Annotated in this window: 21 protein-coding genes and 1 tRNA gene; 7 read left to right on the top strand and 15 right to left on the bottom strand. The window is 64.3% G+C overall.

Going from position 1 to position 19,340, the window contains the following annotated elements:
* Positions 1-233: 233 nt before the first annotated feature.
* Together ACVOJ1_RS02640 and ACVOJ1_RS02645 are read left to right on the top strand one after the other, a co-directional pair.
* A complete protein-coding gene (locus ACVOJ1_RS02640; protein WP_053519809.1) occupies positions 234-1,538 on the top strand; it encodes a hemolysin family protein in 1,305 nt (434 codons plus the stop codon).
* Complete coding sequence (locus ACVOJ1_RS02645) at positions 1,522-2,175, top strand: exopolysaccharide biosynthesis protein (protein ID WP_111186061.1); 654 nt, start codon at positions 1,522-1,524, stop codon at positions 2,173-2,175. Before ACVOJ1_RS02640 ends, ACVOJ1_RS02645 begins: the two co-directional genes overlap by 17 nt.
* A gap of 10 nt (positions 2,176-2,185) precedes the next feature.
* Here ACVOJ1_RS02645 and ACVOJ1_RS02650 read toward each other — a convergent pair whose 3' ends face one another.
* The 4 genes from ACVOJ1_RS02650 to ACVOJ1_RS02665 all read right to left on the bottom strand — a co-directional run bounded on the left by ACVOJ1_RS02650 (position 2,186) and on the right by ACVOJ1_RS02665 (position 5,097).
* A complete protein-coding gene (locus tag ACVOJ1_RS02650; RefSeq protein WP_053519807.1) occupies positions 2,186-2,683 on the bottom strand; it encodes a pyridoxamine 5'-phosphate oxidase family protein in 498 nt (165 codons plus the stop codon).
* Between the two features lie 68 nt (positions 2,684-2,751).
* Positions 2,752-3,747, bottom strand: a complete 996-nt coding sequence (locus ACVOJ1_RS02655) for an LLM class flavin-dependent oxidoreductase (protein WP_065181249.1) — start codon at positions 3,745-3,747, stop codon at positions 2,752-2,754.
* Between the two features lie 148 nt (positions 3,748-3,895).
* Complete coding sequence (locus tag ACVOJ1_RS02660) at positions 3,896-4,663, bottom strand: sulfurtransferase (protein ID WP_053519805.1); 768 nt, start codon at positions 4,661-4,663, stop codon at positions 3,896-3,898.
* A 68-nt stretch (positions 4,664-4,731) separates the two neighbouring features.
* Positions 4,732-5,097, bottom strand: coding sequence for a DUF6164 family protein (locus tag ACVOJ1_RS02665; RefSeq protein ID WP_053519804.1), 366 nt, complete (start codon positions 5,095-5,097; stop codon positions 4,732-4,734).
* 69 nt (positions 5,098-5,166) lie between these two features.
* Here ACVOJ1_RS02665 and ACVOJ1_RS02670 point away from each other — a divergent pair, with 69 nt between their 5' ends.
* Together ACVOJ1_RS02670 and ACVOJ1_RS02675 are read left to right on the top strand one after the other, a co-directional pair.
* Entirely contained in the window at positions 5,167-5,601 is a 435-nt protein-coding gene (locus tag ACVOJ1_RS02670; protein ID WP_053519803.1) for an FKBP-type peptidyl-prolyl cis-trans isomerase, read from the top strand.
* Positions 5,588-6,835 (top strand): TIGR03862 family flavoprotein, encoded by a 1,248-nt coding sequence (locus ACVOJ1_RS02675; RefSeq protein ID WP_263177904.1) that lies wholly within the window; start codon positions 5,588-5,590, stop codon positions 6,833-6,835. Before ACVOJ1_RS02670 ends, ACVOJ1_RS02675 begins: the two co-directional genes overlap by 14 nt.
* A 50-nt stretch (positions 6,836-6,885) precedes the next feature.
* Here the strand turns inward: ACVOJ1_RS02675 and ACVOJ1_RS02680 are convergent, their stop codons facing one another.
* The 4 genes from ACVOJ1_RS02680 to ACVOJ1_RS02695 all read right to left on the bottom strand — a co-directional run bounded on the left by ACVOJ1_RS02680 (position 6,886) and on the right by ACVOJ1_RS02695 (position 10,903).
* Positions 6,886-7,347, bottom strand: coding sequence for a GNAT family N-acetyltransferase (locus tag ACVOJ1_RS02680; RefSeq protein WP_065174915.1), 462 nt, complete (start codon positions 7,345-7,347; stop codon positions 6,886-6,888).
* 21 nt (positions 7,348-7,368) lie between these two features.
* Positions 7,369-8,991, bottom strand: coding sequence for an FMN-binding glutamate synthase family protein (locus ACVOJ1_RS02685; protein ID WP_053519800.1), 1,623 nt, complete (start codon positions 8,989-8,991; stop codon positions 7,369-7,371).
* Between the two features lie 55 nt (positions 8,992-9,046).
* Positions 9,047-10,333, bottom strand: coding sequence for a nucleotide sugar dehydrogenase (locus ACVOJ1_RS02690; RefSeq protein WP_197570962.1), 1,287 nt, complete (start codon positions 10,331-10,333; stop codon positions 9,047-9,049).
* Between the two features lie 135 nt (positions 10,334-10,468).
* Entirely contained in the window at positions 10,469-10,903 is a 435-nt protein-coding gene (locus ACVOJ1_RS02695) for a BLUF domain-containing protein (RefSeq protein ID WP_065174913.1), read from the bottom strand.
* Between the two features lie 131 nt (positions 10,904-11,034).
* On the opposite strand from ACVOJ1_RS02695, the gene ACVOJ1_RS02700 reads away from it, so the two are divergent.
* Both ACVOJ1_RS02700 and ACVOJ1_RS02705 read left to right on the top strand, forming a co-directional pair.
* Positions 11,035-11,121, top strand: a tRNA-Leu gene (locus ACVOJ1_RS02700).
* Positions 11,122-11,210: 89 nt separating this feature from the next.
* Positions 11,211-11,423, top strand: coding sequence for a hypothetical protein (locus ACVOJ1_RS02705; protein WP_180876679.1), 213 nt, complete (start codon positions 11,211-11,213; stop codon positions 11,421-11,423).
* Between the two features lie 59 nt (positions 11,424-11,482).
* On the opposite strand, the gene ACVOJ1_RS02710 is transcribed toward ACVOJ1_RS02705, so the two are convergent.
* The 3 genes from ACVOJ1_RS02710 to ACVOJ1_RS02720 form a co-directional block, all read right to left on the bottom strand.
* On the bottom strand, positions 11,483-11,995 hold the full coding sequence (locus tag ACVOJ1_RS02710; RefSeq protein WP_346479946.1) for a hypothetical protein: 513 nt from the start codon (positions 11,993-11,995) through the stop codon (positions 11,483-11,485).
* Between the two features lie 134 nt (positions 11,996-12,129).
* Positions 12,130-12,384: a hypothetical protein gene (locus ACVOJ1_RS02715; RefSeq protein WP_346479947.1), complete on the bottom strand. Its 255-nt coding sequence runs from the start codon at positions 12,382-12,384 to the stop codon at positions 12,130-12,132.
* Positions 12,385-12,447: 63 nt separating this feature from the next.
* A complete protein-coding gene (locus ACVOJ1_RS02720) occupies positions 12,448-13,245 on the bottom strand; it encodes a KilA-N domain-containing protein (protein ID WP_346479948.1) in 798 nt (265 codons plus the stop codon).
* 455 nt (positions 13,246-13,700) lie between these two features.
* Here ACVOJ1_RS02720 and ACVOJ1_RS02725 point away from each other — a divergent pair, with 455 nt between their 5' ends.
* Positions 13,701-14,366, top strand: a complete 666-nt coding sequence (locus tag ACVOJ1_RS02725; RefSeq protein WP_346479949.1) for an SOS response-associated peptidase — start codon at positions 13,701-13,703, stop codon at positions 14,364-14,366.
* A gap of 12 nt (positions 14,367-14,378) precedes the next feature.
* Here ACVOJ1_RS02725 and ACVOJ1_RS02730 read toward each other — a convergent pair whose 3' ends face one another.
* From ACVOJ1_RS02730 to ACVOJ1_RS02745, 4 genes are read right to left on the bottom strand one after another with little or no spacing between them, the layout of a single operon-like run.
* Entirely contained in the window at positions 14,379-14,675 is a 297-nt protein-coding gene (locus ACVOJ1_RS02730) for a hypothetical protein (RefSeq protein WP_346479950.1), read from the bottom strand.
* Between the two features lie 14 nt (positions 14,676-14,689).
* On the bottom strand, positions 14,690-17,179 hold the full coding sequence (locus ACVOJ1_RS02735; protein ID WP_346479951.1) for a hypothetical protein: 2,490 nt from the start codon (positions 17,177-17,179) through the stop codon (positions 14,690-14,692).
* A complete protein-coding gene (locus tag ACVOJ1_RS02740) occupies positions 17,179-17,877 on the bottom strand; it encodes a baseplate wedge 1 family protein (protein WP_346479952.1) in 699 nt (232 codons plus the stop codon). The genes ACVOJ1_RS02735 and ACVOJ1_RS02740 overlap by 1 nt, the downstream gene beginning before the upstream one ends.
* Positions 17,867-19,339, bottom strand: coding sequence for a hypothetical protein (locus tag ACVOJ1_RS02745; protein ID WP_346479953.1), 1,473 nt, complete (start codon positions 19,337-19,339; stop codon positions 17,867-17,869). The genes ACVOJ1_RS02740 and ACVOJ1_RS02745 overlap by 11 nt, the downstream gene beginning before the upstream one ends.
* Position 19,340 lies beyond the last annotated feature (1 nt).

Genomic DNA, 19,340 nt, shown 5'->3' on the forward strand with positions numbered 1-19,340 from the left:
TGACCATCTCGGGTATCCCCGCCCCCTTTCCGGGGGTGGAACCCGCCAACCTGAACAGGCAGTTGCCACCTTGCCATGGCCCTTTGCTAAGATGCCAGCGCGCCCTCGGGCGCACCTTATGGACGACGACCCTTATCCCCCAGCGCCGCGCCGGACTCTGCTCCTGAGCGCCTGCCGCCATCGCAAGCACCCGCCCTCCCTGCCACCAACCGGGGACGACGCCCGTGTTTGAAATGATCCTGATTGTCTTCGCGCTGGTTCTGTTGAACGGCTTCTTCGCCATGTCCGAGATGTCGGTCATGACCTCGCGCAAGAGCCGTCTCAAGCAGATGGCCGGCAGCTCCAAGCGCGCCGCCAAGGCCCTGGAGCTGTCCGAAAAGCCCGAGAGCTTCCTGTCCACGGTCCAGATCGGCATCACTGTCATCGGCGTGCTGACCGGCTACTTGGGCGGCGATGCCATCGGCGACGCCATCGCCGGCTGGCTGCAGGGCCTGATGCCCGGCTTCGCCTACGCCTCCCAGGTCGGCACCACGCTGGCCGTGACCCTCATCACCTTCGTGACCCTGATCTTTGGTGAGCTGGTGCCCAAGCGGCTGGCCCTGACCCGCTCCGAGGCCATTGCCAGCCTGGTGGCCATGCCGATGAGCTGGCTGGCCAAACTGGCCCTGCCCTTCGTCTGGCTGCTGTCCAGGACGACCCAGCTGGTGCTGAAGGCACTTGGCCTGGGCAAGGACGAAGCCGCCTCGGTGACCGAAGAGGAGATCCGCATGCTGGTGGCCGAAAGCCACGAGGCAGGTGTGATCGACACCCATGAGCGCGACATGATGAACCGCGTGATGCGGCTGGGCGATCGCACCGCCGACAGCCTGATGACGCCGCGCAACCGGATCGCCTGGCTGGACACGCAGGCCGGCCTGGACCGCAACCTGGAAATCATGGCCGAGCATGAGTTCTCGCGCTATCCGGTCTATCGCGACAACGACATGGATGTGGTTGGTGTGCTTGAACTGAAATCGCTGGCGACCCGCATGGCACGCGGCGACAACGCGCTGTTCCAGACCCTGCGCGAGCCGTTGTACGTTTCCGAGTCCACCCATGCGATGAAGCTGCTGGAGATCTTCCGGGAAGAACAGCAGTCGATGGCGCTGGTCGTCGACGAATACGGCGAGATCCAGGGACTGGTCACCATCAGCGACCTGATGGGCGCAGTGGTCGGCCGCCTGCAGGCGGTGGAGAATGCCGACGAGGACGCACTGGTGGTGACCCGTGAGGACGGCTCGCTGCTGGTGGACGGCTCGCTGCCGGTGGACGACCTCCGCGAGCTGATCGGCAGCAACGAGCTTCCCGACGCCGAAGAGGGCGACTACTACACCCTGGCCGGCATGTGCATCCACTACTTCGGCCGCATCCCGCACGCGGGCGAGTACTTCGACTGGGCCGGCTGGCGCTTCGAGATCGTCGACCTGGACGGTGCACGTGTGGACAAGCTGCTGCTGCGCACGCTGTCGGACGAGCAGGCCGATGAGCTCACCGCCTGAGTCCGGCCCGCGCCACGCAGCACCTGCCTATCGCAACGAAGGCATCCGCACGCTGCTGGAAATGTTCGCCTGGGGTGATCCGGCCCAGCACATGAAGCTGGGCCAGATCCTGCAGGATCTGCAGCAGAGCGCCTTCGGCGTTTTCCTGTTCGTGGCGATCCTGCCATCGTTCATCCCGATTCCGGGGCTGGGCGGTGCGGTCAGTGGCCCCCTGGTGATCCTCATCGGCCTGCAGATGCTGTGCTGCATGCGGCGCCCCTGGCTGCCGGGCTTCATTGCCCGCCGCGGGCCGAAGCGCGGCACCATGCACCGGTTCCTGGACCGCATCGACCGCCCGCTGCGGCGCTTGGACCGCATGCTCAAGCCACGCCTGCCGCAGCTGCTCAAGCCGCTGCCGGCTCACGCGTTCACCGGCGCACTGCTGGTCCTGCTGGGCATCCTGCTGTCGCTGCCGATCCCGTTCACCAACTATCTGTTCGGCTTCCAGCTGCTGCTGTTCTCCCTGGCCCTGCTCGAGCGCGACGGCGCGCTGATGCTGGTCAACTGGATCGGAGCATTGGCGGCAATCGCGTTCTTTGGTTTCAGTTCCGGCCAACTGGTGAGCTACACCGTCGAACTGTTCCAGCGCTGGTTCTGAACCGGGCCCATCAACGCAGGTCGACGAAACCGTTGTCGGCAAGCTGGCCTGGCTCATCCTGTACCGCAGACAGCACGAACGTCAGCGCCCTGCCCAGCAGCGTGCCCGGCCCATCCCAGTACTCGGCCGATTCGGCCTGCACGTGGATGAGCCGAAGGTTCGGATCGTCCTTGCCGCCGGGGAAGAACAGCTTCATCGCTGGCGACCACAGCGCTTCCACCTTGGCCCGATCGTCGACGATGCGCGCATTGCCCGCCACGGACACATAGGTGTTCTTCGACGTCGAAGCGTAGGCCACGTTGACCCGCGGATTGAGCGCGATTTCCGCCACTTTCGGGCTGTCGGCTGCAGTAGCGAACCAGAGGTCACCATCGAAGGCGACCTGCTGGGTGCCGAGCGGACGGCTGTACAGGCGACCATCGACACCGACCGTGGTGAACATCGCCACCTCCACGTCCTTGATCAGTTCGGCCAGTTGGGCGATGTGTTCTGCGCGGGAATCCGACATGGGGAGCTCCAGGGGTAGGGAGCCCCCATCAGACGCGGAAGGTCTGCAATGCGCCGTGATGCAATCGTTCAGCCCGCGTGGCGATCGTGCCACGCCCGCATGGTCAGCTCGAACGAGCGCAGCCTCGCGCGATGGTCATACAGATTGGCGGTGAGCATCAGTTCGTCAGGTCGATGGCGTTGGACGAACGCGGCGATACCCTCGGCCACCTGCTGCGGATCACCCAGCACCGTGCACGCCAATGCCCGCTCGACACCCAGTTTCTCGTGCGGCTCCCAGAACGATTCGATGTCGTCGATCGGTGCCGGGATCTTGCCGGGACGCCCCCGGCGCAGATTGACGAAGCTCTGCTGCTGGCTGGTGAACAGGCGGCGCGATTCGGCTTCGCTGTCGCTGGCCACCACGTTCAATGCCAGCATCGCGTGCGGTTGCTTCAACGTGGCCGAAGGACGGAATTCGCGGCGGTAGACTGCCAGCGCCTCATCCATCGCGTCCGGGGCGAAGTGCGAGGCGAAGGCGTACGGCAGCCCCATCGATGCCGCCATGCGCGCACCGAACAGGCTGGAACCCAGTATCCACGTCGGCACCCGCAGGCCGCCGCCAGGCACGGCCTGCACCGCCTGACCGGGCTGGACCGGCTCGAAGTAATGCAGCAGCTCACGCACATCCTGCGGGAACTGGTCAGCGCTGTCGAAATAGCGCCGCAGCGCGCGGGCGGTCGGCTGGTCGGTGCCGGGCGCCCGCCCCAGCCCCAGATCGATGCGGTCCGGATAGAGCGAGGCCAGCGTGCCGAACTGCTCGGCCACCTGCAGCGGCGCATGGTTGGGCAGCATGATGCCGCCTGCACCGACACGGATGCGCTGCGTGCCACCGGCAACGTGCCCGATCAGCACGGCGGTGGCCGCGCTGGCGATACCGGGCATGTTGTGGTGTTCGGCCAGCCAGTAGCGGCGGTAGCCCAGCGCATCGGCATGCTGGGCCAGTTCCAGCATGTTGGAGAAGGCGGCGGTGGTATCGCTGCCCTCGCAGACCGGGGCCAGGTCGAGGATCGACAACGGGATCATCAGGCGGTTTCCGTCAAAAGATCCCCTCTGCATGGGGTCGGCCCGGCACGGCGGCCAGTGCCGGTGGCGGGACGCTGATTCCTGCCGGGCGGGTCAGCTCCCCAGGTGGACCGGACAGCCGTGCACGACCGGCGCCCGGGACAGCCGCTCAGAAGGCGCTGGGGCGTGGTTCCGGCAGCGGCTCATCCACCAGCGGCCTGAGCTCCGCATCCAGCGCCACCCGTTCGTCGAACACGAAACAGCGCCCGTCGTAGCCCTCGCCGCCCACCTCTTCGAAGTAGCCGAGAATGCCGCCATCGAGCTGCAGCACGTTGTCCATGCCGTCATTGAGCATCCACAGTGCGGCCTTCTCGCAGCGGATGCCACCCGTGCAGAAGCTGACCACGGTGCTGTCCTTCAATGCGTCGCGGTGCGGCGCCAGGGCCTCCGGCAGATCGGTGAACTTGTGGATCGGCAGCACCAGCGCGTCCTTGAACGTGCCGTACTCCACCTCCTGCAGATTGCGGGTATCGAGCATCACCACCGGCTTTCCCGCATCGTCGTGGCCCTGCCGCAACCAACGCTGTACGGTGGCCGGATCGACCGCCGGCGCGCGTGGATAGGCCAGCGGCTGGCCGTCATCGCGGCGGAAACTGATGATCTCCGGCTTCACTCTGGCCTTGAGCCGTGCGAAGGGCTGATGCTCGCTGAAGCTGGTCTTGACCCGCATTCCGGCCAGACGCGGATCCTCACGCAGTGCCGCGTAGAAGCCCTCGATAGCGGCCGGGGCGCCCGCCAGGAACAGATTCAGGCCCTCGCCCGCCACCAGGATCGTGCCGCGCAGCCCAGCCGCTTCGGCACGCGCCAGCAGCTGGTCGCACAGAACCTCGGGGGCGTCGATGGCGGTGAAATGATAGGCGGCGGTATTGGCGATCATCCGCGCATTTTAGCGCCTGGCCGCCATCGGGTCAGGCCCCGGGGTCAATGATCGGCGGCTGGAGCGCCCTACCCCCGCAGCAGCATGAACGGCAGCAGCACCAGGGCAGCAGCGCCCAGCATCGCCAGCAGTACCAGCACGACATACAGCGGCCGGCGCCGCAGCAGGCTGCCGAAGGTCTCGGCCGTGCCATCGCGCAGGGCCTGCTCACGCTCGGCACGGATGCGTGGCGCGCGCTCGGCCTGGTACTCGGCCATCAATGCCTTGGCGCGCGCATGATCACCATCCTCGCGCAGCCACAACCCGCCATTGGAAATGCCCCAGGGACTGGGTTCGGTGCGGTACCAGGCGATGCCGTGGCGATCCAGGAGCGTGCAGACGTCGGCGTATTCGTCATCGCCGACATTGCGCAGATTGAGCAGGAGTTTGGCCATGGCGCCATGATACCCGGCGCCGATGCGCTACCCTTGCCGCCCTCGCCCTGCGCCCGACGGAGATGCCCGATGCGCCGACTGCTGCTTCCCCTGTTGCTGTCCCTTGCTGCTGCCGGCTGCTCGATGGAGCCGTCCGGCCCACCGCCGGGAGGCACGCTGACCACCTTCGAGCGCATCGACACCCAGCCCGGTACCGGGGCCGAAGCGGTGGCGGGACGGAAGGTCACCGTGCACTACACCGGCTGGATCTACGACAACCGCACCGAGAGCAAGCATGGCAAGACATTCGACAGCTCGGTCGGACGCGGCCAGCCGTTCACCTTTGTGCTCGGTGCCGGCCAGGTCATCCGCGGCTGGGATGAAGGCGTGGCCGGCATGAAGGTCGGCGGCAAGCGCACCCTGATGATCCCCCCGGACCTGGGCTACGGCAGCCGTCGCGCCGGCCCGATCCCGCCGGGCTCCTCGCTGGTGTTCGATGTCGAGCTGCTCGATGTCCAACCCTGATCCACATGCACCGCGCCGCGTGGCTGTCGTCGGTGGCGGCCCGGCGGGGCTGTTCGCCGCGGAGCGCCTGCGCGCCGCCGGCCTGGAGGTGGACCTCTATGAAGCCAAGGGTTCCCCCGGTCGCAAGTTCCTGATCGCCGGCAAGGGCGGGCTCAACCTGACCCACTCCGATGCGCGCCCGCTGTTCGACAGCCGCTACCGCGAGCAGGCCGGTGAAGTCGGCCGCTGGCTGGACGGGTTCGACGCGCAGGCACTGCGCGACTGGGCCGCCGATCTCGGCGTGGAGACCTATGTCGGCAGTTCCGGCCGCGTGTTCCCGGTCGATCGCAAGGCTGCGCCCCTGCTGCGCGGCTGGGTGCGCCGCTTGAAGGAGCAGGGCGTACGCCTGCACGTGAATCACCGCTGGTGCGGATGGGCCAGCGACGGCGCGCTGCGCTTCAACACCGAAGACGGCCACCTCGACGTGCACGCTGATGCCACCATGCTGGCGCTGGGCGGCGGCAGTTGGCCGCATCTCGGCAGCGACGGTGCCTGGGTGGCACCGCTGCAGGCGCGCGGCGTGGACATCGCGCCGTTACAGGCCGCCAACTGCGGGTTCGACGTCGACTGGACGCCCCTGTTCGCCCAGCGCAATGCCGGTGCCCCTTTGAAACCAGTGGTAGCGCATTGGATCGACCTGACTGGCCAACCACGGTCACTGCAGGGCGAATGCGTCGCCAGCGACTATGGCATCGAAGGCAGCCTGATCTACGCGCTGTCGGCCGACCTGCGCGAAACCATCAACCGCGAGGGTTGTGCGCCATTGTGGCTGGACCTGGCACCTGCCCGCGATGAAGCACGCCTGCTGGCCGATCTGTCGCGTCCACGCAAGGGCCGCAGCTTCGGTGAACACCTGCGCCGCCAGGCCGGGGTGGACGCAGTGAAAGCGGCACTTGTGTTCGAGCACCTCGGCAAAGACGCGGGCAACGATCTTGCTGCGGTCGCAGCGACGCTCAAGCGCCTGCCGCTGAAACTGCTGCGCCCGCGGCCGATGGCCGAGGTGATCAGCACAGCCGGAGGGGTAAGGCTGGACGCGCTCGATGCAGGGCTGATGCTGCGTGCCCTGCCCGGCGTGTTCTGTGCCGGTGAAATGCTGGACTGGGAAGCGCCGACCGGCGGCTACCTGCTGACGGCCTGCTATGCCAGTGGCCTGCGCGCCGCCGAAGGCGTGATCCAGTGGTTGGCCACACGCTGAATCGCCTGCGGTAGCAGCGGGCGTGGCTCGGCGCTACCGGAAGCAGCGCCTCACCACGGCCTTCGCATGCGTACAGAGGCGAGTGGTACCCCGCTGGGATGGGGATAGATTTCCTCGCGTTCGCGGATGAAACCCTGCCGCTGATAGAAGGACACGGCATTGAGCGAGGCCGACAGCACCACCTCGCGCCCCGGATCGGCCAGCGCCAGCAGCCGCTGCATCAGCGCCTGACCGATACCCTGTCCACCACGATCCGGATCGACGAACAGCGCATCCACCTCATTGCCATCGATATCGAGCACGCCAAAGCCGAGCAGCTCGCCCTGCCCGCCTTCGGCCACCACACAGCCGCCCTGCGACAGCAGCCGCGGATACTGCGCCGGCGGCGGCGACGCCGCCCAGGGTGCGATCACCTCCGGCGGATAGTGACTGCTGCAGGTCTCGCGCACGCACCGCGTGCGCAGGGCCCACAGCGGCGTGACATCGTCGATCGTCCCGGTCCTGAACTGCATGCAACCTCCGTGTGGAACCCATCACCGCGACTTGCTGGCTCTCAGCGCCTGGATCCGGGCCGGCGGCTGGAATGAATCACTGCGCGCGTCTGCCCAGAACGCATGGAATACCGCGTGATCCGGCACCCGCCGCAGCAGTTCTCCCGGCTCCAGATAGCGATACAGCGTCGCCAGCGAGCGGATCTCCACCGGCGACACGCGGCGCAGGATGTGCTCCGGCCCCAGTTCGGCCGGATCATTCAGGCCGGCCGCGCACAACAGCTCCTTCAGGGCATGCAGCGTGTGCTCGTGGTAGCTGTGCACGCGCGTGGCCTTGTCAGGCGCGTCGAGGTGCTTCCAGCGCGCCGGGTCCTGCGTGGCGATGCCGGTCGGGCACTTGTCGGTGTGGCAGCTCAACGACTGGATGCACCCCAGTGCGAACATGAAGCCACGACCGGCATTGCACCAGTCCGCGCCGAGCGCGATGGTCCGGGCAATGTCGAATGCGCTGGTGATCTTGCCGGCCGCACCGATGCGGATGCGCTCGCGCAGGTCCAGCCCGACCAGGGTGTTGTGGACCAGCAGCAGTGCCTCGTGCATCGGCACGCCGACATGATCGACAAACTCGGCCGGTGCCGCGCCCGTGCCGCCCTCGGCGCCATCGACAACGATGAAGTCTGGCAACAGGCCGGTCTCCTGCATCGCCTTGGCGATACCGAACCACTCCCAGGGATGGCCGATGGCCAGCTTGAAGCCGACCGGTTTGCCACCGGACAGTTCACGCAGGCGGGCGACGAACTGCAGCAGTTCGACCGGCGTGGAAAACGCCGAGTGCCGCGACGGAGATACACAGTCCACCCCCATCGGCACGCCCCGGGTCACGGAGATCTCGGCCGTCACCTTCGGCGCGGGCAATACGCCGCCATGACCGGGCTTGGCCCCCTGGGACAGCTTGATCTCGATCATCTTCACCTGGTCATGGGTGGCGTTGGCGACGAACCGCTCTTCGCTGAAACCGCCCTTCTCGTCGCGGCAACCGAAGTAGCCCGAGCCGATCTCCCAGACCAGATCGCCGCCCATCTCACGGTGGTACGGCGAGATCGAGCCTTCGCCCGTATCGTGATAGAAGCCGCCACGGCGTGCGCCTTCGTTGAGCGCTCGGATCGCGTTGGCCGACAGCGAGCCGAAGCTCATCGCCGAGATGTTGAACACACTGGCCGAATAGGGCTTGGCGCAGCCTGCGCCGATCAGCACACGGAAATCGTGCCGGGCGATGGTGGTCGGTGCCAGCGAATGGTTGATCCATTCGTAGTCCACCGCATATGCACTACGCAGCGTGCCGAACGGCACCGTATCCATCTCGTTCTTGGCACGCTGGTAGATCAGTGCGCGCTGCTGACGCGAGAAGGGCACGTCTTCCAGATCACTCTGCACGAAATACTGGCGGATCTCCGGGCCGATCGATTCCAGCCCGTATCTGAAGTGCGCCATGACCGGATAGTTGCGGCGCAGGGTGCTGCGCTTCTGCAGCAGATCCCAGGTCCCCAGCGCCACCATCGCGGCGGTCAGACCGACGCCCCAGTACCAGGCAGGCCATATCGTGGCCAGCCACAGGCAGACGGGGAACATCAGGATGGCGAGCAGGTAGACGATATACCGGTGCATGGCGTTCCTTGGTTGCAACTGCAGCCGAGTCTACCGCGCCCACCATCATCAACGCCTACAGGCGATCGTCGACCACGCTGCGCGGCCAGGCCGATTTCACGTCATACACCAGGCCGCCGGGCGCCAGCAGGCCGCGGATGCGGGCTTCATCCATCGCCTTGAAACTGGCATGCGCCACTGCCAATACGACCGCGTCGTAACAGCCGGCCTTCGGCTCGGCCAGCCACCGCACACCGGCATCGGCCAAGGCCGCCGGGCCCACCCATGGATCGCTGACATCGACCTGGGCGCCTGCGTCTGCCAGGCGCTGCGCCAGCTCCAGCGCACGACTGTTGCGCAGATCGGGGCAGTCTTCCTTGAAGGTGACGCCCAGCACCAGCACGCGCGCCTGGGCCGCGGTCCGCCCGCGCTCGGCCAACATGGCCAGGACACGCGTGGCCACGTGCTCGCCGACACGGTTGTTGACCTGCCGCGCGGTGTGAATGAGGTCCGGGTGGTAACCCACACTTTCCGACTTGTGCAGCAGGTAGTAGGGATCCACGCCGATGCAGTGGCCACCGACCAGACCGGGACGGAACGGCAGGAAATTCCACTTGCTCCCCGCGGCGTCCAGCACGTCCTGGGTGTCGATGCCGAGACGGTCGAAAATCAGCGCCAGCTCGTTGACCAGGGCGATGTTGACGTCGCGCTGGATGTTCTCGACCACCTTGGCCGCTTCGGCCACGCGCATCGATGGCGCCGGGAAGGTGCCTGCGTCGATGATGCGGCGGTACAGCCCATCGACCACCGACGCCACCTCCGGTGTCGAACCCGAGGTGATCTTGCGGATGTCGGCCAGACGGCGCTGGCGGTCCCCCGGGCTGACCCGCTCCGGACTGTAGCCGCAATAGAAATCTTCGTTGAATCGCAGGCCCGAACCCTGCTCCAGCAAGGGCACGCAGACTTCCTCGGTCGTGCCGGGATAGACCGTGGACTCGTAGATCACCAGATCGCCGGAGCGCAGATGGCTGGCGATCAACCGCGTCGCCGAGCGCAGGGGTTCCAGATCAGGCTGCTCGTAGGCATCGATGGGCGTCGGCACGGTGACGATGTACACGTTGCACTCGTCCAGCCGCGCAGGGTCGCTGCTGTACTCCAGCTGGCGTGCAGCGGCGAGTTCCCCGGCCTCCACCTCCAGCGTGTGGTCCTGGCCCGCGCGCAGCTCGGCGATGCGTTCGGGGTCGATGTCGAAGCCGAGCGTCGGCTGTTCCCGGCCGAATGCCACGGCCAGTGGCAGGCCCACGTAACCCAGGCCGATCACCGCGAACCGGGGCGCTTCCGCCGCCGACACCGGCACGCTCATCAATGCACCCGCCATGCCGGCAGCGGCGGATCGCCCACTGCCGCCGCTTCGGCCATCACGCTCATTCGCTGCCCACTCCGGGAAGTCTTCGCAAGAGGGCTACAGCGTAACGGTGTCAGGACCTTGTCGCCAAGGTCAGGAGCCCAGTGCGACCGCGGCAGGCTCCAGCTCGCCATCGGCCCCGGTCCAGGCCTGCAGCAGGTGCTCGAACCCCACGCTGCCCAGCGTCAACCCCGGCCACGCCTCACCGACGATCTGTGCCAGCAGCTCCGCCTCGATGCGTCGCGTCCCCATGTTCCAGCGGGGGAACGCCCGCTGCGGCACGGGCGCCCGGCACAGCACCTTCAGCTGGGTATGGCTGCGGGCATTGAGGATGCGCGGGAACACCGAATCGATACCATCCTGCGGACCTTCGAGATACTGCAGGAAGCGTGTACCGTCGAACATCAGCACCCCGGTGACGCCAGCCACGCGATTGAACGCCGTGGCATCGGCCAGCAGGCGGTCAAGATCGGATGTCCGCAGATCGGCGCGGGCATCGCTGACGTAGGCGATCGCGTAGAGCGACATCAGGTGGCTCCCCCCCTGGGAACGATGGTCGGGACTATGGCATGAATGGGCGATACAGTTAAGCACGCCGTGCGATGCCCGGCCGCCGGTGCTGGAGCCCCCGCTGGGCTACAATCGGCGCCGCACTGCAGGCCCGGATGGCGAAACTGGTAGACGCATCGGACTTAAAATCCGCCGACCGCAAGGTCATGCCGGTTCGATTCCGGCTCCGGGCACCAAGGCTTTTGCGACATTTCAGCGATAAGCCTTTGCTCCGCAATTTCAAGCTCGCTCCGCAAATGGACATTGGATAGACACAGGGACGACCATGAGCAACACGTTCAAAACCACGACCGGCGCCGACAAGACTTGCGCCAGTTGCGGCTCCATCTACAGCACCAAGATCTTCACCGCGCCCTTCAAGGACAACGATGCGGTCAACTGCAGCGTGTGCGGGAATGTGCTGGATAGTTGGCGGTCGACATCGATCCCCACCTACACGCTGAGACAGCGCGGCCCTGGCGCACCGCCAGAGGAATGATGCCGTAGCGCGAAGACAGCGCCACTGCGACCATGCGTCGCAGCGCATTTTTCAGAACGCTAAACGCCCCGCCGCAGCTGCTGCAGCCCTGCCCTCACCCACGCCTTGGTGCGGACGTCTCTCGCGCGGGGTTTCGTCTCTGCCGGCGGCTTGCGCGGCTCCAGGGCTTCCTTGATCCGTGTCACATCCAGCGCCCCAGACTCAGCCAGTCGGCGCGCCTGTTGCTGCTGCTCGCGCGTAGGCGGCAGGCCGGGCAGTGGCGGGGGCAGACGGATCGGGGTGCTGTCCGTCAGCCTGGCGACGGCCTCGCGCAGGGGCAGGTCGGGATAAAGCCTGGCCGCGCACCAGCGCTCGGCGTACCGCTTCGCCTGCCGGACGCTGGCCGCGCGCACTTCCTTCACCTGCCACATCTTCTGGCCTTCCATCCACAGGCGCACGCCGGCAGCACCATCGGGGGCAACGCCGGCCGTTTCCCGGCCGTTGTACCAGAGCGCCCAGCGCTCACCGGTCTGGACCCAGCCGGACGGGACTGCGGCGGTGCGGAAACCATGGTGGCCGTGCGAAGGAAGCATGGCCGGAAGGATACGACCGGCCGTCGCAGATCATGCGAACGCCCCGCCCACGTCCCTGAATCATTCGAAGTTGATCGAGAAAAGCGCCCTACTCCAAGCCGGGTCGCATCGAGAACGACCCGGCTCGGGCTTGCTCAACAACCGAACTTCGGCTCGCCGAACGTCTTGCGGAGAGAAGCGATCAGGCCAATGTCATCCGTGAGATTCGTTTCACTCACATCAACATGCGGCAATGCGCCAATGGCCCCCACAACGACATGCTTGCGCACCGTTAGAACGGCGTCCAGCGGAACAGGACGCTCTTCGCGTCCGAAATCATGCTTGCAACTACCACTCACCCAACCGGACGGTGTCAGGTGCTCGTCTTCCCACTCATTGCTCAATGACATTGTCAGCCTCAGTGTGTGCCTTACTGAAAGGTCGCCCCGACCGGGCTGGCCGGGGCGCATTGCTCAAGCAGCGGGAAGCTTCGGAACGCCAGGTGCCTCGAGCAGGATCTTGTCGAGGAAAGGCAAAGCCGTAGGATCGCGCTCGCGGAAATACTGGTGAGCCTTGTTGGGCAGCCAGACCTCATTGAAGTGAAGGCGGAATGCGTGCAAATAGCCGACCGGATACATCTTTGCGTCGCAGACACGACCGTCTGCATAGCGATGTTTGTAAGTCGGCATCTTGGAGGTATCAACTCCCTGCTCACGCAGCCACCTCGCGAACATCTTCCCTTCTGAGATGTCCGGAACCATGTGTTCAGGCAGCGTGTACCCGCGCGATTCCAGCGGGGCTATCAAGGTAATTGCCAGCTCACTCAGGATCGAGAAGTGGGTATAAGGGACCTTGTCCTTGTTCGCCAGATAGCGCTGGATGTGAGGAGGCAGGCCCGGCGCCGGTGCACCATTGGGCTGCCGACCGGACAGCCACTCGCGCACCCACTTAGCTACCGCTACCGCAAATTTCGGGGACAACCACTGGGCCAAATGCACTGCTGCATCGGGATGAACCCACGTTCCTTGGGCACCCTGCCCGCCCCTAACTGACTGAACAAGAAGCGATATGGGAATTCCCATATCGTCGGAAAGCTCTGTCAGGAAGGCCTCGGTTGAAGCTAGGCGCCGGTAGTCCGCGAAGAGCTTTCCCACTGCCTGACACATGGCAGTGGCATTGATGTACCCATCGAGCTTGCGCTGCTCAATGAGGGTGTTCTCCATCTGGCGATGGATGAGATGCAGCGACAGCTGCTGGGTGTTGCTGGTCATGTGGACTTAGCCTCTTGTGTTGCAGGCAAAGCCATGGCCTCAACTAGCGGAACTACGACGCACGTCACAAATCGTTAGTAACGACTGATTGACACATATGACATACGGCGTATGATTCGCTCCGTTACTTCTAGGTAAGTTGTTGCCACTGCTCGGCACTGCTTGCGTAACACCGCCCTACCTAGTTGGCGCTAGGTGGGGCTTTTTATTGCCCCGACGGTGGCCGGGGAATCCCGACGGCCACAAGATAGTGAGGCGGTTCAGCCTCGTCAACGCCAAATGTAGTGAAATTCGGCAATCCTTTGTGCTGCAAGGGTTCCAGCATCGGCGCGCGGATCAATAACTTATGCGATGCCCATCCAAACTGCGCAGTCAAGTAAGTTTCGATGGTTATCAACAACTTAGCCATCCCTAATACACGCGCCGGATACACTCCCTCAGCCTACGATCCGGCCATGTGCGGCCGATTCGTCCAGCTCCCCGTGATCGACTTCGGCCAGGCGGGGCTGGCTGACCTTGCTCCCGGCCTGGCCGAGATCCAGCCCAGCTACAACCTGGCGCCGACGCAGCGCGCATCCGTGATCCTGGACCGCGGCGAAGGCCGGCAGGTCACCCGCTTGGCTTGGGGCCTGCTGCCGTTCTGGGCCAAGGCCAAAGGCCTGCAGGGCTCAACCATTAACGCCCGCATCGAGACCGTGGCCACCAAGCCGGCATTCCGCACCGCGTTTAAGAAGCGCCGATGCGTCATCCCGATGGCCGGCTACTACGAGTGGTCGGTCAGCCCGATCGACGGGAAGAAGGATCCGTGGTTCATCCACGCGGCCGAGCCGCTGCTGGCGGCAGGCCTGTGGGAGGACAGCAGCCCGCTGCTGGCAGACGGCAACCTGGGAACCTTCACCGTCATCACCGGGGACAGCAGCGGCGTGTCGGCCGACATCCACGACCGCATGCCGGTCTGGCTGCTGGCCAGCCAGATCGATGAGTGGATGGCAGCCAGCCCCGACGATGCGATGGCGATGCTACTGGCCAGCGAGCCCCCATCCATGGAGGCCTACCGGGTCAGCCGGGCGGTCAACACCCCGCGAAATAACGGCGAGGCGCTACTCAACCAGGTGGAATAGAGCGCCACCAGCTCAACCGTCCTCGCTGACCGGCATCGAGCTTTCCACGGGTTGGAAGCGCTCCGCGAAGGCCTCCTCGTTCACGAGCGACGTTCTCCCCTCCCAGTCAGTGACGATCCAGTCACCGGGCGCAAGGAATGCGTATCCCTCACCCGTGACCAACACGTGTGCGCCGGGATCGAACAGCGTGCCCGGCGCAGGCCGCATGCCAGACTGCTGAGCGAACTCCGGCATGCTGACGACATCCGGGTGGTCCCCAGGCTGGTTCCACTGGACCGCATCGACGGCCCGCTCCACGTACTTTGCCATGTGATCTCCGCTTGTTATGCCGGCAGCCATGCTGCAGCGGCGTCTGAGTAGATAAGCCTGAGCAGCGCCCCCGGGGCCAGATCTCGGTCCGCGCTGATGGCGATAGCTGCATTTGCGGCGACACGCAGCAAGGCAACCGAGCTGCTGCTGTTGCGAATCACCAACTCCTGACCATCCATCGCACCGGCATCAATGGTTGAGATCCTCGTCACCCCGGTGCCAGCAGAGACGGTTGCCGAGAAGTGCAACGTCCGGCCTCCCCGACGCTCCAGCGAAAGGACCTTGTCGCCCGCCTGTGCGTAGGTCTGCGCGAAAACAGCGCGACTGGTGCGGCGGAAGCCGACGGTATAGTCGACCCGGATGTTGGAACTGAGCGAGTTCGTGTAGCCAGGCCCCTGTGCCAGGGCCCGGTCAAGACGGACGTCCCTACAGTCGAACATGATGTCGTTGTTCTGCTGCCCATCCAGCAAGTGGGTGAACTGGCCCTGGACCTGAAGATTGCTCAGTTCAATTCGGCTACCCGGACCCATCTTGCACAGACGCAGACCGGTTCCGCTCGCACCACGTGCGTCGACACTTCCTCCATCAACGTAGATCTGCCCGCCCTCGTCTGCAAGGAACGCACAGGCAACGTTCGCGCCGCCTTGCTTTGTGACCATCGTGGGCCGGCTAACGCGCGCGATTCCACGCGTGGCGACAACATGTGGATAGGTTCCGCTATTGTCCTGGTTCGTGACCAGCCCGTCCACGTAAACCGTCGGGATCGTATCCTCGTTGGCGGACTGTCCTGTGATCTGGATTGCGGCTCGCCCCTGAGACTCCTTCAAGAAGAAGTGCGACAGATTCTCAATCCTGTTGCCCTGACACGCCTCCGGGTGGGCGACACCCTGAAACACGTTGACTCCAGTGCCGCCGTAAGAGACACAATCCTGCACGAGGCCGAAGCTTCCACGCAGCTGAAAATTCCTCTGCGACGAGTTGGGGCCATTGAAGGGTGCATACCCGTGGCAACCCATGAACTGAATGCCGTGACTGCTCCAATGAGTGTCGAAAGCGGCGTTCTGGCACAGCCACCCCTTTGAGTTGACCACTGCCGATCCCTTGGTTCGACCGTAGCGGTAGGTTCTCTCGTCGTTGGGCTGCGTGATCAATGATCCGTCGGTGTATACATGCCGGATTTGATAGCCGAAAAGATCGCTGTGCATGCCGAACTCGCACCCGTACTCGACTACCCCGTAGGCGTAAGCGCCTGTTGTGAAATCGGTCGTGCCATTGGAGGTTACGATGTTGTGTGTCCGGTCGAAAAGGCAGGAAACGAACTCCACCGTCTCAGACTTTGCACGCATGGCGCGGATCCCCGACACATCTGGCGCCAAGCACCCCTGAACGTAGACAATCGCCGCATTGCCTGGCTCCACGTAGTCGGACCTGAAGTTCCTGATGTCGACCAGGACGTCCGAGTTCATCCTTGCCACTCGGATGTTCGACACGTACTTCTCAAAAAGGTAGCTGTAGAGATTGATCCTGTTCGCGTCGATCCCACCTACCGCCGTGTGCTCTCCGATTCGCTCCAGATCTGCCGCACGCGAGCCAGGAATAAAGTCGTCCGACATGACCTTGATGATGTCGCCGACAGAGAACCCAGTAGTAGTGCTGACAACCAGCGAGTGCGTCGGCGTCGCACCGCCGCCCTGCCCTTCGGTATAGTCAACCACAGCCATCTCAATGGCATTCACCGCCACCTGGGCGCCGTAGTTGGCAATCACGCTGAAGGTCGGGAAGCTTCCACTCATCGCCGTGATCTGGCATTGCCTGCCGTCAAACAAGCAGCTTGCATCGATCATTTCAACCGACTGAGAGAGCATGTAGTTGGCCGTCGGACTGCCAAGCACCTGGCGTCCGGTCAAGACCGCAGCGGTGATTGCAGCCCAATCGATGCTCTGCGTCAGCGACGTAACAAAGGGATAGGCCTCCTGAGCTTCTTGCAGCGTCGAGAATCGCTCTGACAAGAAGTGAGGCTGTCCATCGCCGATAGCGCCAAAGTCTTCAGGAGAAGTCTGCTCACGCGACTTTCGCTCCAGCGTACGAAGCACCGCGCCGGGTCCATCCTGGATGAATCCGATCAGGGCAGCGCCGTCATTCGCCTTCAGAAGGCTCGTGCTCACGCCCTGCACTACGTTCCACAACGAGGGGTTGAACGCCTCTGTGGTGACGAATGGTAGTGCCGCAGCGACCGGCTGGAACAGGCGTTCGTTAAAAACCACAGTCAGCTCAGTGGAGTCAACGAAGATTCCCCCGGCATAATCCACAGGAGCCTGGGGATATCCGACGCCTGCCCGCGCCATGGGGTTCGTGTAGCCCTTCCGGTCTACGAACTTTCCGAGCTGGGGACCGGGCAGCTGACGGTTCCGGCCCACAGATCCCGTTACAACCGCAATGCGGGTGTTCTCATCAATATCGTCGGCGGAGATAGACGGGTAGGAAGATAGAGTCTTGTCGGCCATCACTGGATTCCATAAAGAGGAAAACCGCTCTCATCGAAGAGGGGATCTCCCTCTTCACTGATCAAGCGAAAAATTCCGTTCCCTGGCGACAGCTCGAAGTCATCGTCGGGATCGTATGTCCTGAAATCGACCATCACGCCACCAGCCTTGGGAAGCCACTGCAAAGGGTTCCCAAGGAAGCTGTCTTCAGGGGTTGGTTGGCGACCGATATGCACGCGGATTCGGGCATTCCCCATATCCTCGACCGCGATTCTCTCTACGTCGAAGAGTGTCCTTGCTGCCTCTTCGATCAACCATGCCGTTCCGTATCCGCTGTTGACGAGCAACTTCCAGCGCAGCAGGCGTCGATAGTCGTCATCGCCAAGGACCTTCCCGCCGGTGAAGAGCCCGCCACCGGCCTGGAACATCGGGAACGCGCCGAACCCGCCAATGTAGGGCTGTCCGTCGAAGCCGAAATGCCAGATTGCCCTCGTGTTCGAGATGCGGCGAGGACGGCCCAGGATGCTGCCAATGCCGTCCAGTTGCTCTCCCACTGCAGTGTCGAGCCACCTCTCGTCCCGGAGCTGCTTGATTGCCGCCTGAACCGTATTGGCTGGCTCCAGCAGCGCCTGAACGAGCGCCCTCAACCTTGGCGAGTCTTTGAACTGAGCGGTCCAATTTGACCACGCGACGGCAGCGTGATCCTGATCAAGATCCACTGCTCACCTCCACGCGTTGAGCCGAGAACGCCGCCTTTTGCCGATCGCTGATCGGGATGTTGGCCGCCTTGAACGCGCCTGATGTTGGTGGTGAGTCGGGATCCAGCGACGATGCGAATAGAAGATTCGCATATGCGACCCCGGAGACGCCGTATACGGCCTTGAAGAAGCTCTGCCAGATCACATCGTCGCCAATCTCGAGCTGCTGTCCCATCTCGACCAAGGCGCGCTTGATGTCCTCGAAGCCGTTGTCAGGGAAGGGCTGCTCGCTCGCGGACAAAAGCGACACTGAGGCCTTGATCCAGATGTAGATCGGAACAGGCCGATCGAAGTTGATCAAGGTCGGAACGCCGATGTAGTTCTGCACAGCGACCGTCGTGTCACCGAAGGTATCGATGCCGGCAGCCTTGGAGTCATAGATCGCCTGCGCCACCTCCCGATCAAGGCCACCATCAACCACCATGTGAACCGAGTGTGGCGGACGCCCCACCATGTCGGGATAGTTCCCAACGTTCTCGAACCCGACCACTTTCGTCACGCCTGGCGCACGGGCCTTGATGGTCGAGGCAATCGCGTCCAGAGTCGCTCCACCCAAAGCGAACATTCCCGTCGCGTAGCGATTGCGCAGGTCCGAATCGCTTTCAGGGGGTGAGCCGGCGACCGCCGGCTCGGGGTTGGTCACGGCATCCCAGCCCGCAGCGGCATCAACGATCTCGGTCAGGACCCCGGCCTCGGCTCCAAGGGTGGACGGTTCAATGGTCTGAGCAATGGCCGGCGAGGAAAGAGCTTCCAGTACCAGGTTGCTCGAGTGGGCCAGGACGAATGCGGATCCGGCGGCAGTGGCTGCCAGCACCCGCGCTCCATCGGCCAGAACTGCTACTGGAGAACCGGATGCGGCCGCAGCCAGCCCGGTGGCCACCACCTGCGCCGTGGCTCCGCCAGGTGGTGCCGACCACGTATAGATGCCTCCGTCGATACGGATCACAAACTGTTCGCCGGCGACCGCATCGGCTGGAACCAGCAGCCGCGCCGCGCCGGCCGAGCTGGTGCTGATACTGGCCTGACTCGCCAGCTCCCACAGCTCCTTCGTGGCGACATTCCTGATGCGAGACCCGGCAGCAATCACCGTACCCGGAGCTCCTGACAGAAGCACGTACCCTCTGGACTCGGTGGCACCCTCACGCTGCACCCCCGTGAAGGAAACTGCGTTGTCCAGCGAGACACCCGATGCGCTGATCGGATACATGGCTCCGTAGACCCCCTCGGCGAGTTCCCAGAGAGCAGCCTCACGCTCGGCGAAGGTATCTATCAGAATTCCCATAACTGAATCAGGCCGAGTCTCAATGTCTCCGGAGAGTCCTGCCCCCTGGAGGTTGTTGCGAAGTGCGGAGATGATCTCAGGCCGGATGTCCGCCAAGCGCTTACGGATGAAGCCGGCCGGGGTTACGCCGAAGTCGGCCATG

The organism is Stenotrophomonas sp. STEN225 (assembly GCF_056756445.1).

Excerpts from the sequence above, each read along its gene's own strand:
- ACVOJ1_RS02640 (WP_053519809.1), top strand. The coding sequence starts at position 234 with ATGATCCTGATTGTCTTCGCGCTGGTTCTGTTGAACGGCTTCTTCGCC.
- ACVOJ1_RS02705 (WP_180876679.1), top strand. The coding sequence starts at position 11,211 with ATGAGCAACACGTTCAAAACCACGACCGGCGCCGACAAGACTTGCGCC.
- ACVOJ1_RS02715 (WP_346479947.1), bottom strand. The coding sequence starts at position 12,384 with ATGTCATTGAGCAATGAGTGGGAAGACGAGCACCTGACACCGTCCGGT.
- ACVOJ1_RS02665 (WP_053519804.1), bottom strand. The coding sequence starts at position 5,097 with ATGGCCAAACTCCTGCTCAATCTGCGCAATGTCGGCGATGACGAATAC.
- ACVOJ1_RS02675 (WP_263177904.1), top strand. The coding sequence starts at position 5,588 with ATGTCCAACCCTGATCCACATGCACCGCGCCGCGTGGCTGTCGTCGGT.
- ACVOJ1_RS02680 (WP_065174915.1), bottom strand. The coding sequence starts at position 7,347 with ATGCAGTTCAGGACCGGGACGATCGACGATGTCACGCCGCTGTGGGCC.
- ACVOJ1_RS02660 (WP_053519805.1), bottom strand. The coding sequence starts at position 4,663 with ATGATCGCCAATACCGCCGCCTATCATTTCACCGCCATCGACGCCCCC.
- ACVOJ1_RS02730 (WP_346479950.1), bottom strand. The coding sequence starts at position 14,675 with ATGGCAAAGTACGTGGAGCGGGCCGTCGATGCGGTCCAGTGGAACCAG.
- ACVOJ1_RS02735 (WP_346479951.1), bottom strand. The coding sequence starts at position 17,179 with ATGGCCGACAAGACTCTATCTTCCTACCCGTCTATCTCCGCCGACGAT.
- ACVOJ1_RS02685 (WP_053519800.1), bottom strand. The coding sequence starts at position 8,991 with ATGCACCGGTATATCGTCTACCTGCTCGCCATCCTGATGTTCCCCGTC.
- ACVOJ1_RS02710 (WP_346479946.1), bottom strand. The coding sequence starts at position 11,995 with ATGCTTCCTTCGCACGGCCACCATGGTTTCCGCACCGCCGCAGTCCCG.
- ACVOJ1_RS02655 (WP_065181249.1), bottom strand. The coding sequence starts at position 3,747 with ATGATCCCGTTGTCGATCCTCGACCTGGCCCCGGTCTGCGAGGGCAGC.
- ACVOJ1_RS02720 (WP_346479948.1), bottom strand. The coding sequence starts at position 13,245 with ATGACCAGCAACACCCAGCAGCTGTCGCTGCATCTCATCCATCGCCAG.
- ACVOJ1_RS02645 (WP_111186061.1), top strand. The coding sequence starts at position 1,522 with ATGAGCTCACCGCCTGAGTCCGGCCCGCGCCACGCAGCACCTGCCTAT.
- ACVOJ1_RS02725 (WP_346479949.1), top strand. The coding sequence starts at position 13,701 with ATGTGCGGCCGATTCGTCCAGCTCCCCGTGATCGACTTCGGCCAGGCG.
- ACVOJ1_RS02695 (WP_065174913.1), bottom strand. The coding sequence starts at position 10,903 with ATGTCGCTCTACGCGATCGCCTACGTCAGCGATGCCCGCGCCGATCTG.
- ACVOJ1_RS02650 (WP_053519807.1), bottom strand. The coding sequence starts at position 2,683 with ATGTCGGATTCCCGCGCAGAACACATCGCCCAACTGGCCGAACTGATC.
- ACVOJ1_RS02690 (WP_197570962.1), bottom strand. The coding sequence starts at position 10,333 with ATGAGCGTGCCGGTGTCGGCGGCGGAAGCGCCCCGGTTCGCGGTGATC.
- ACVOJ1_RS02670 (WP_053519803.1), top strand. The coding sequence starts at position 5,167 with ATGCGCCGACTGCTGCTTCCCCTGTTGCTGTCCCTTGCTGCTGCCGGC.
- ACVOJ1_RS02745 (WP_346479953.1), bottom strand. The coding sequence starts at position 19,339 with ATGGCCGACTTCGGCGTAACCCCGGCCGGCTTCATCCGTAAGCGCTTG.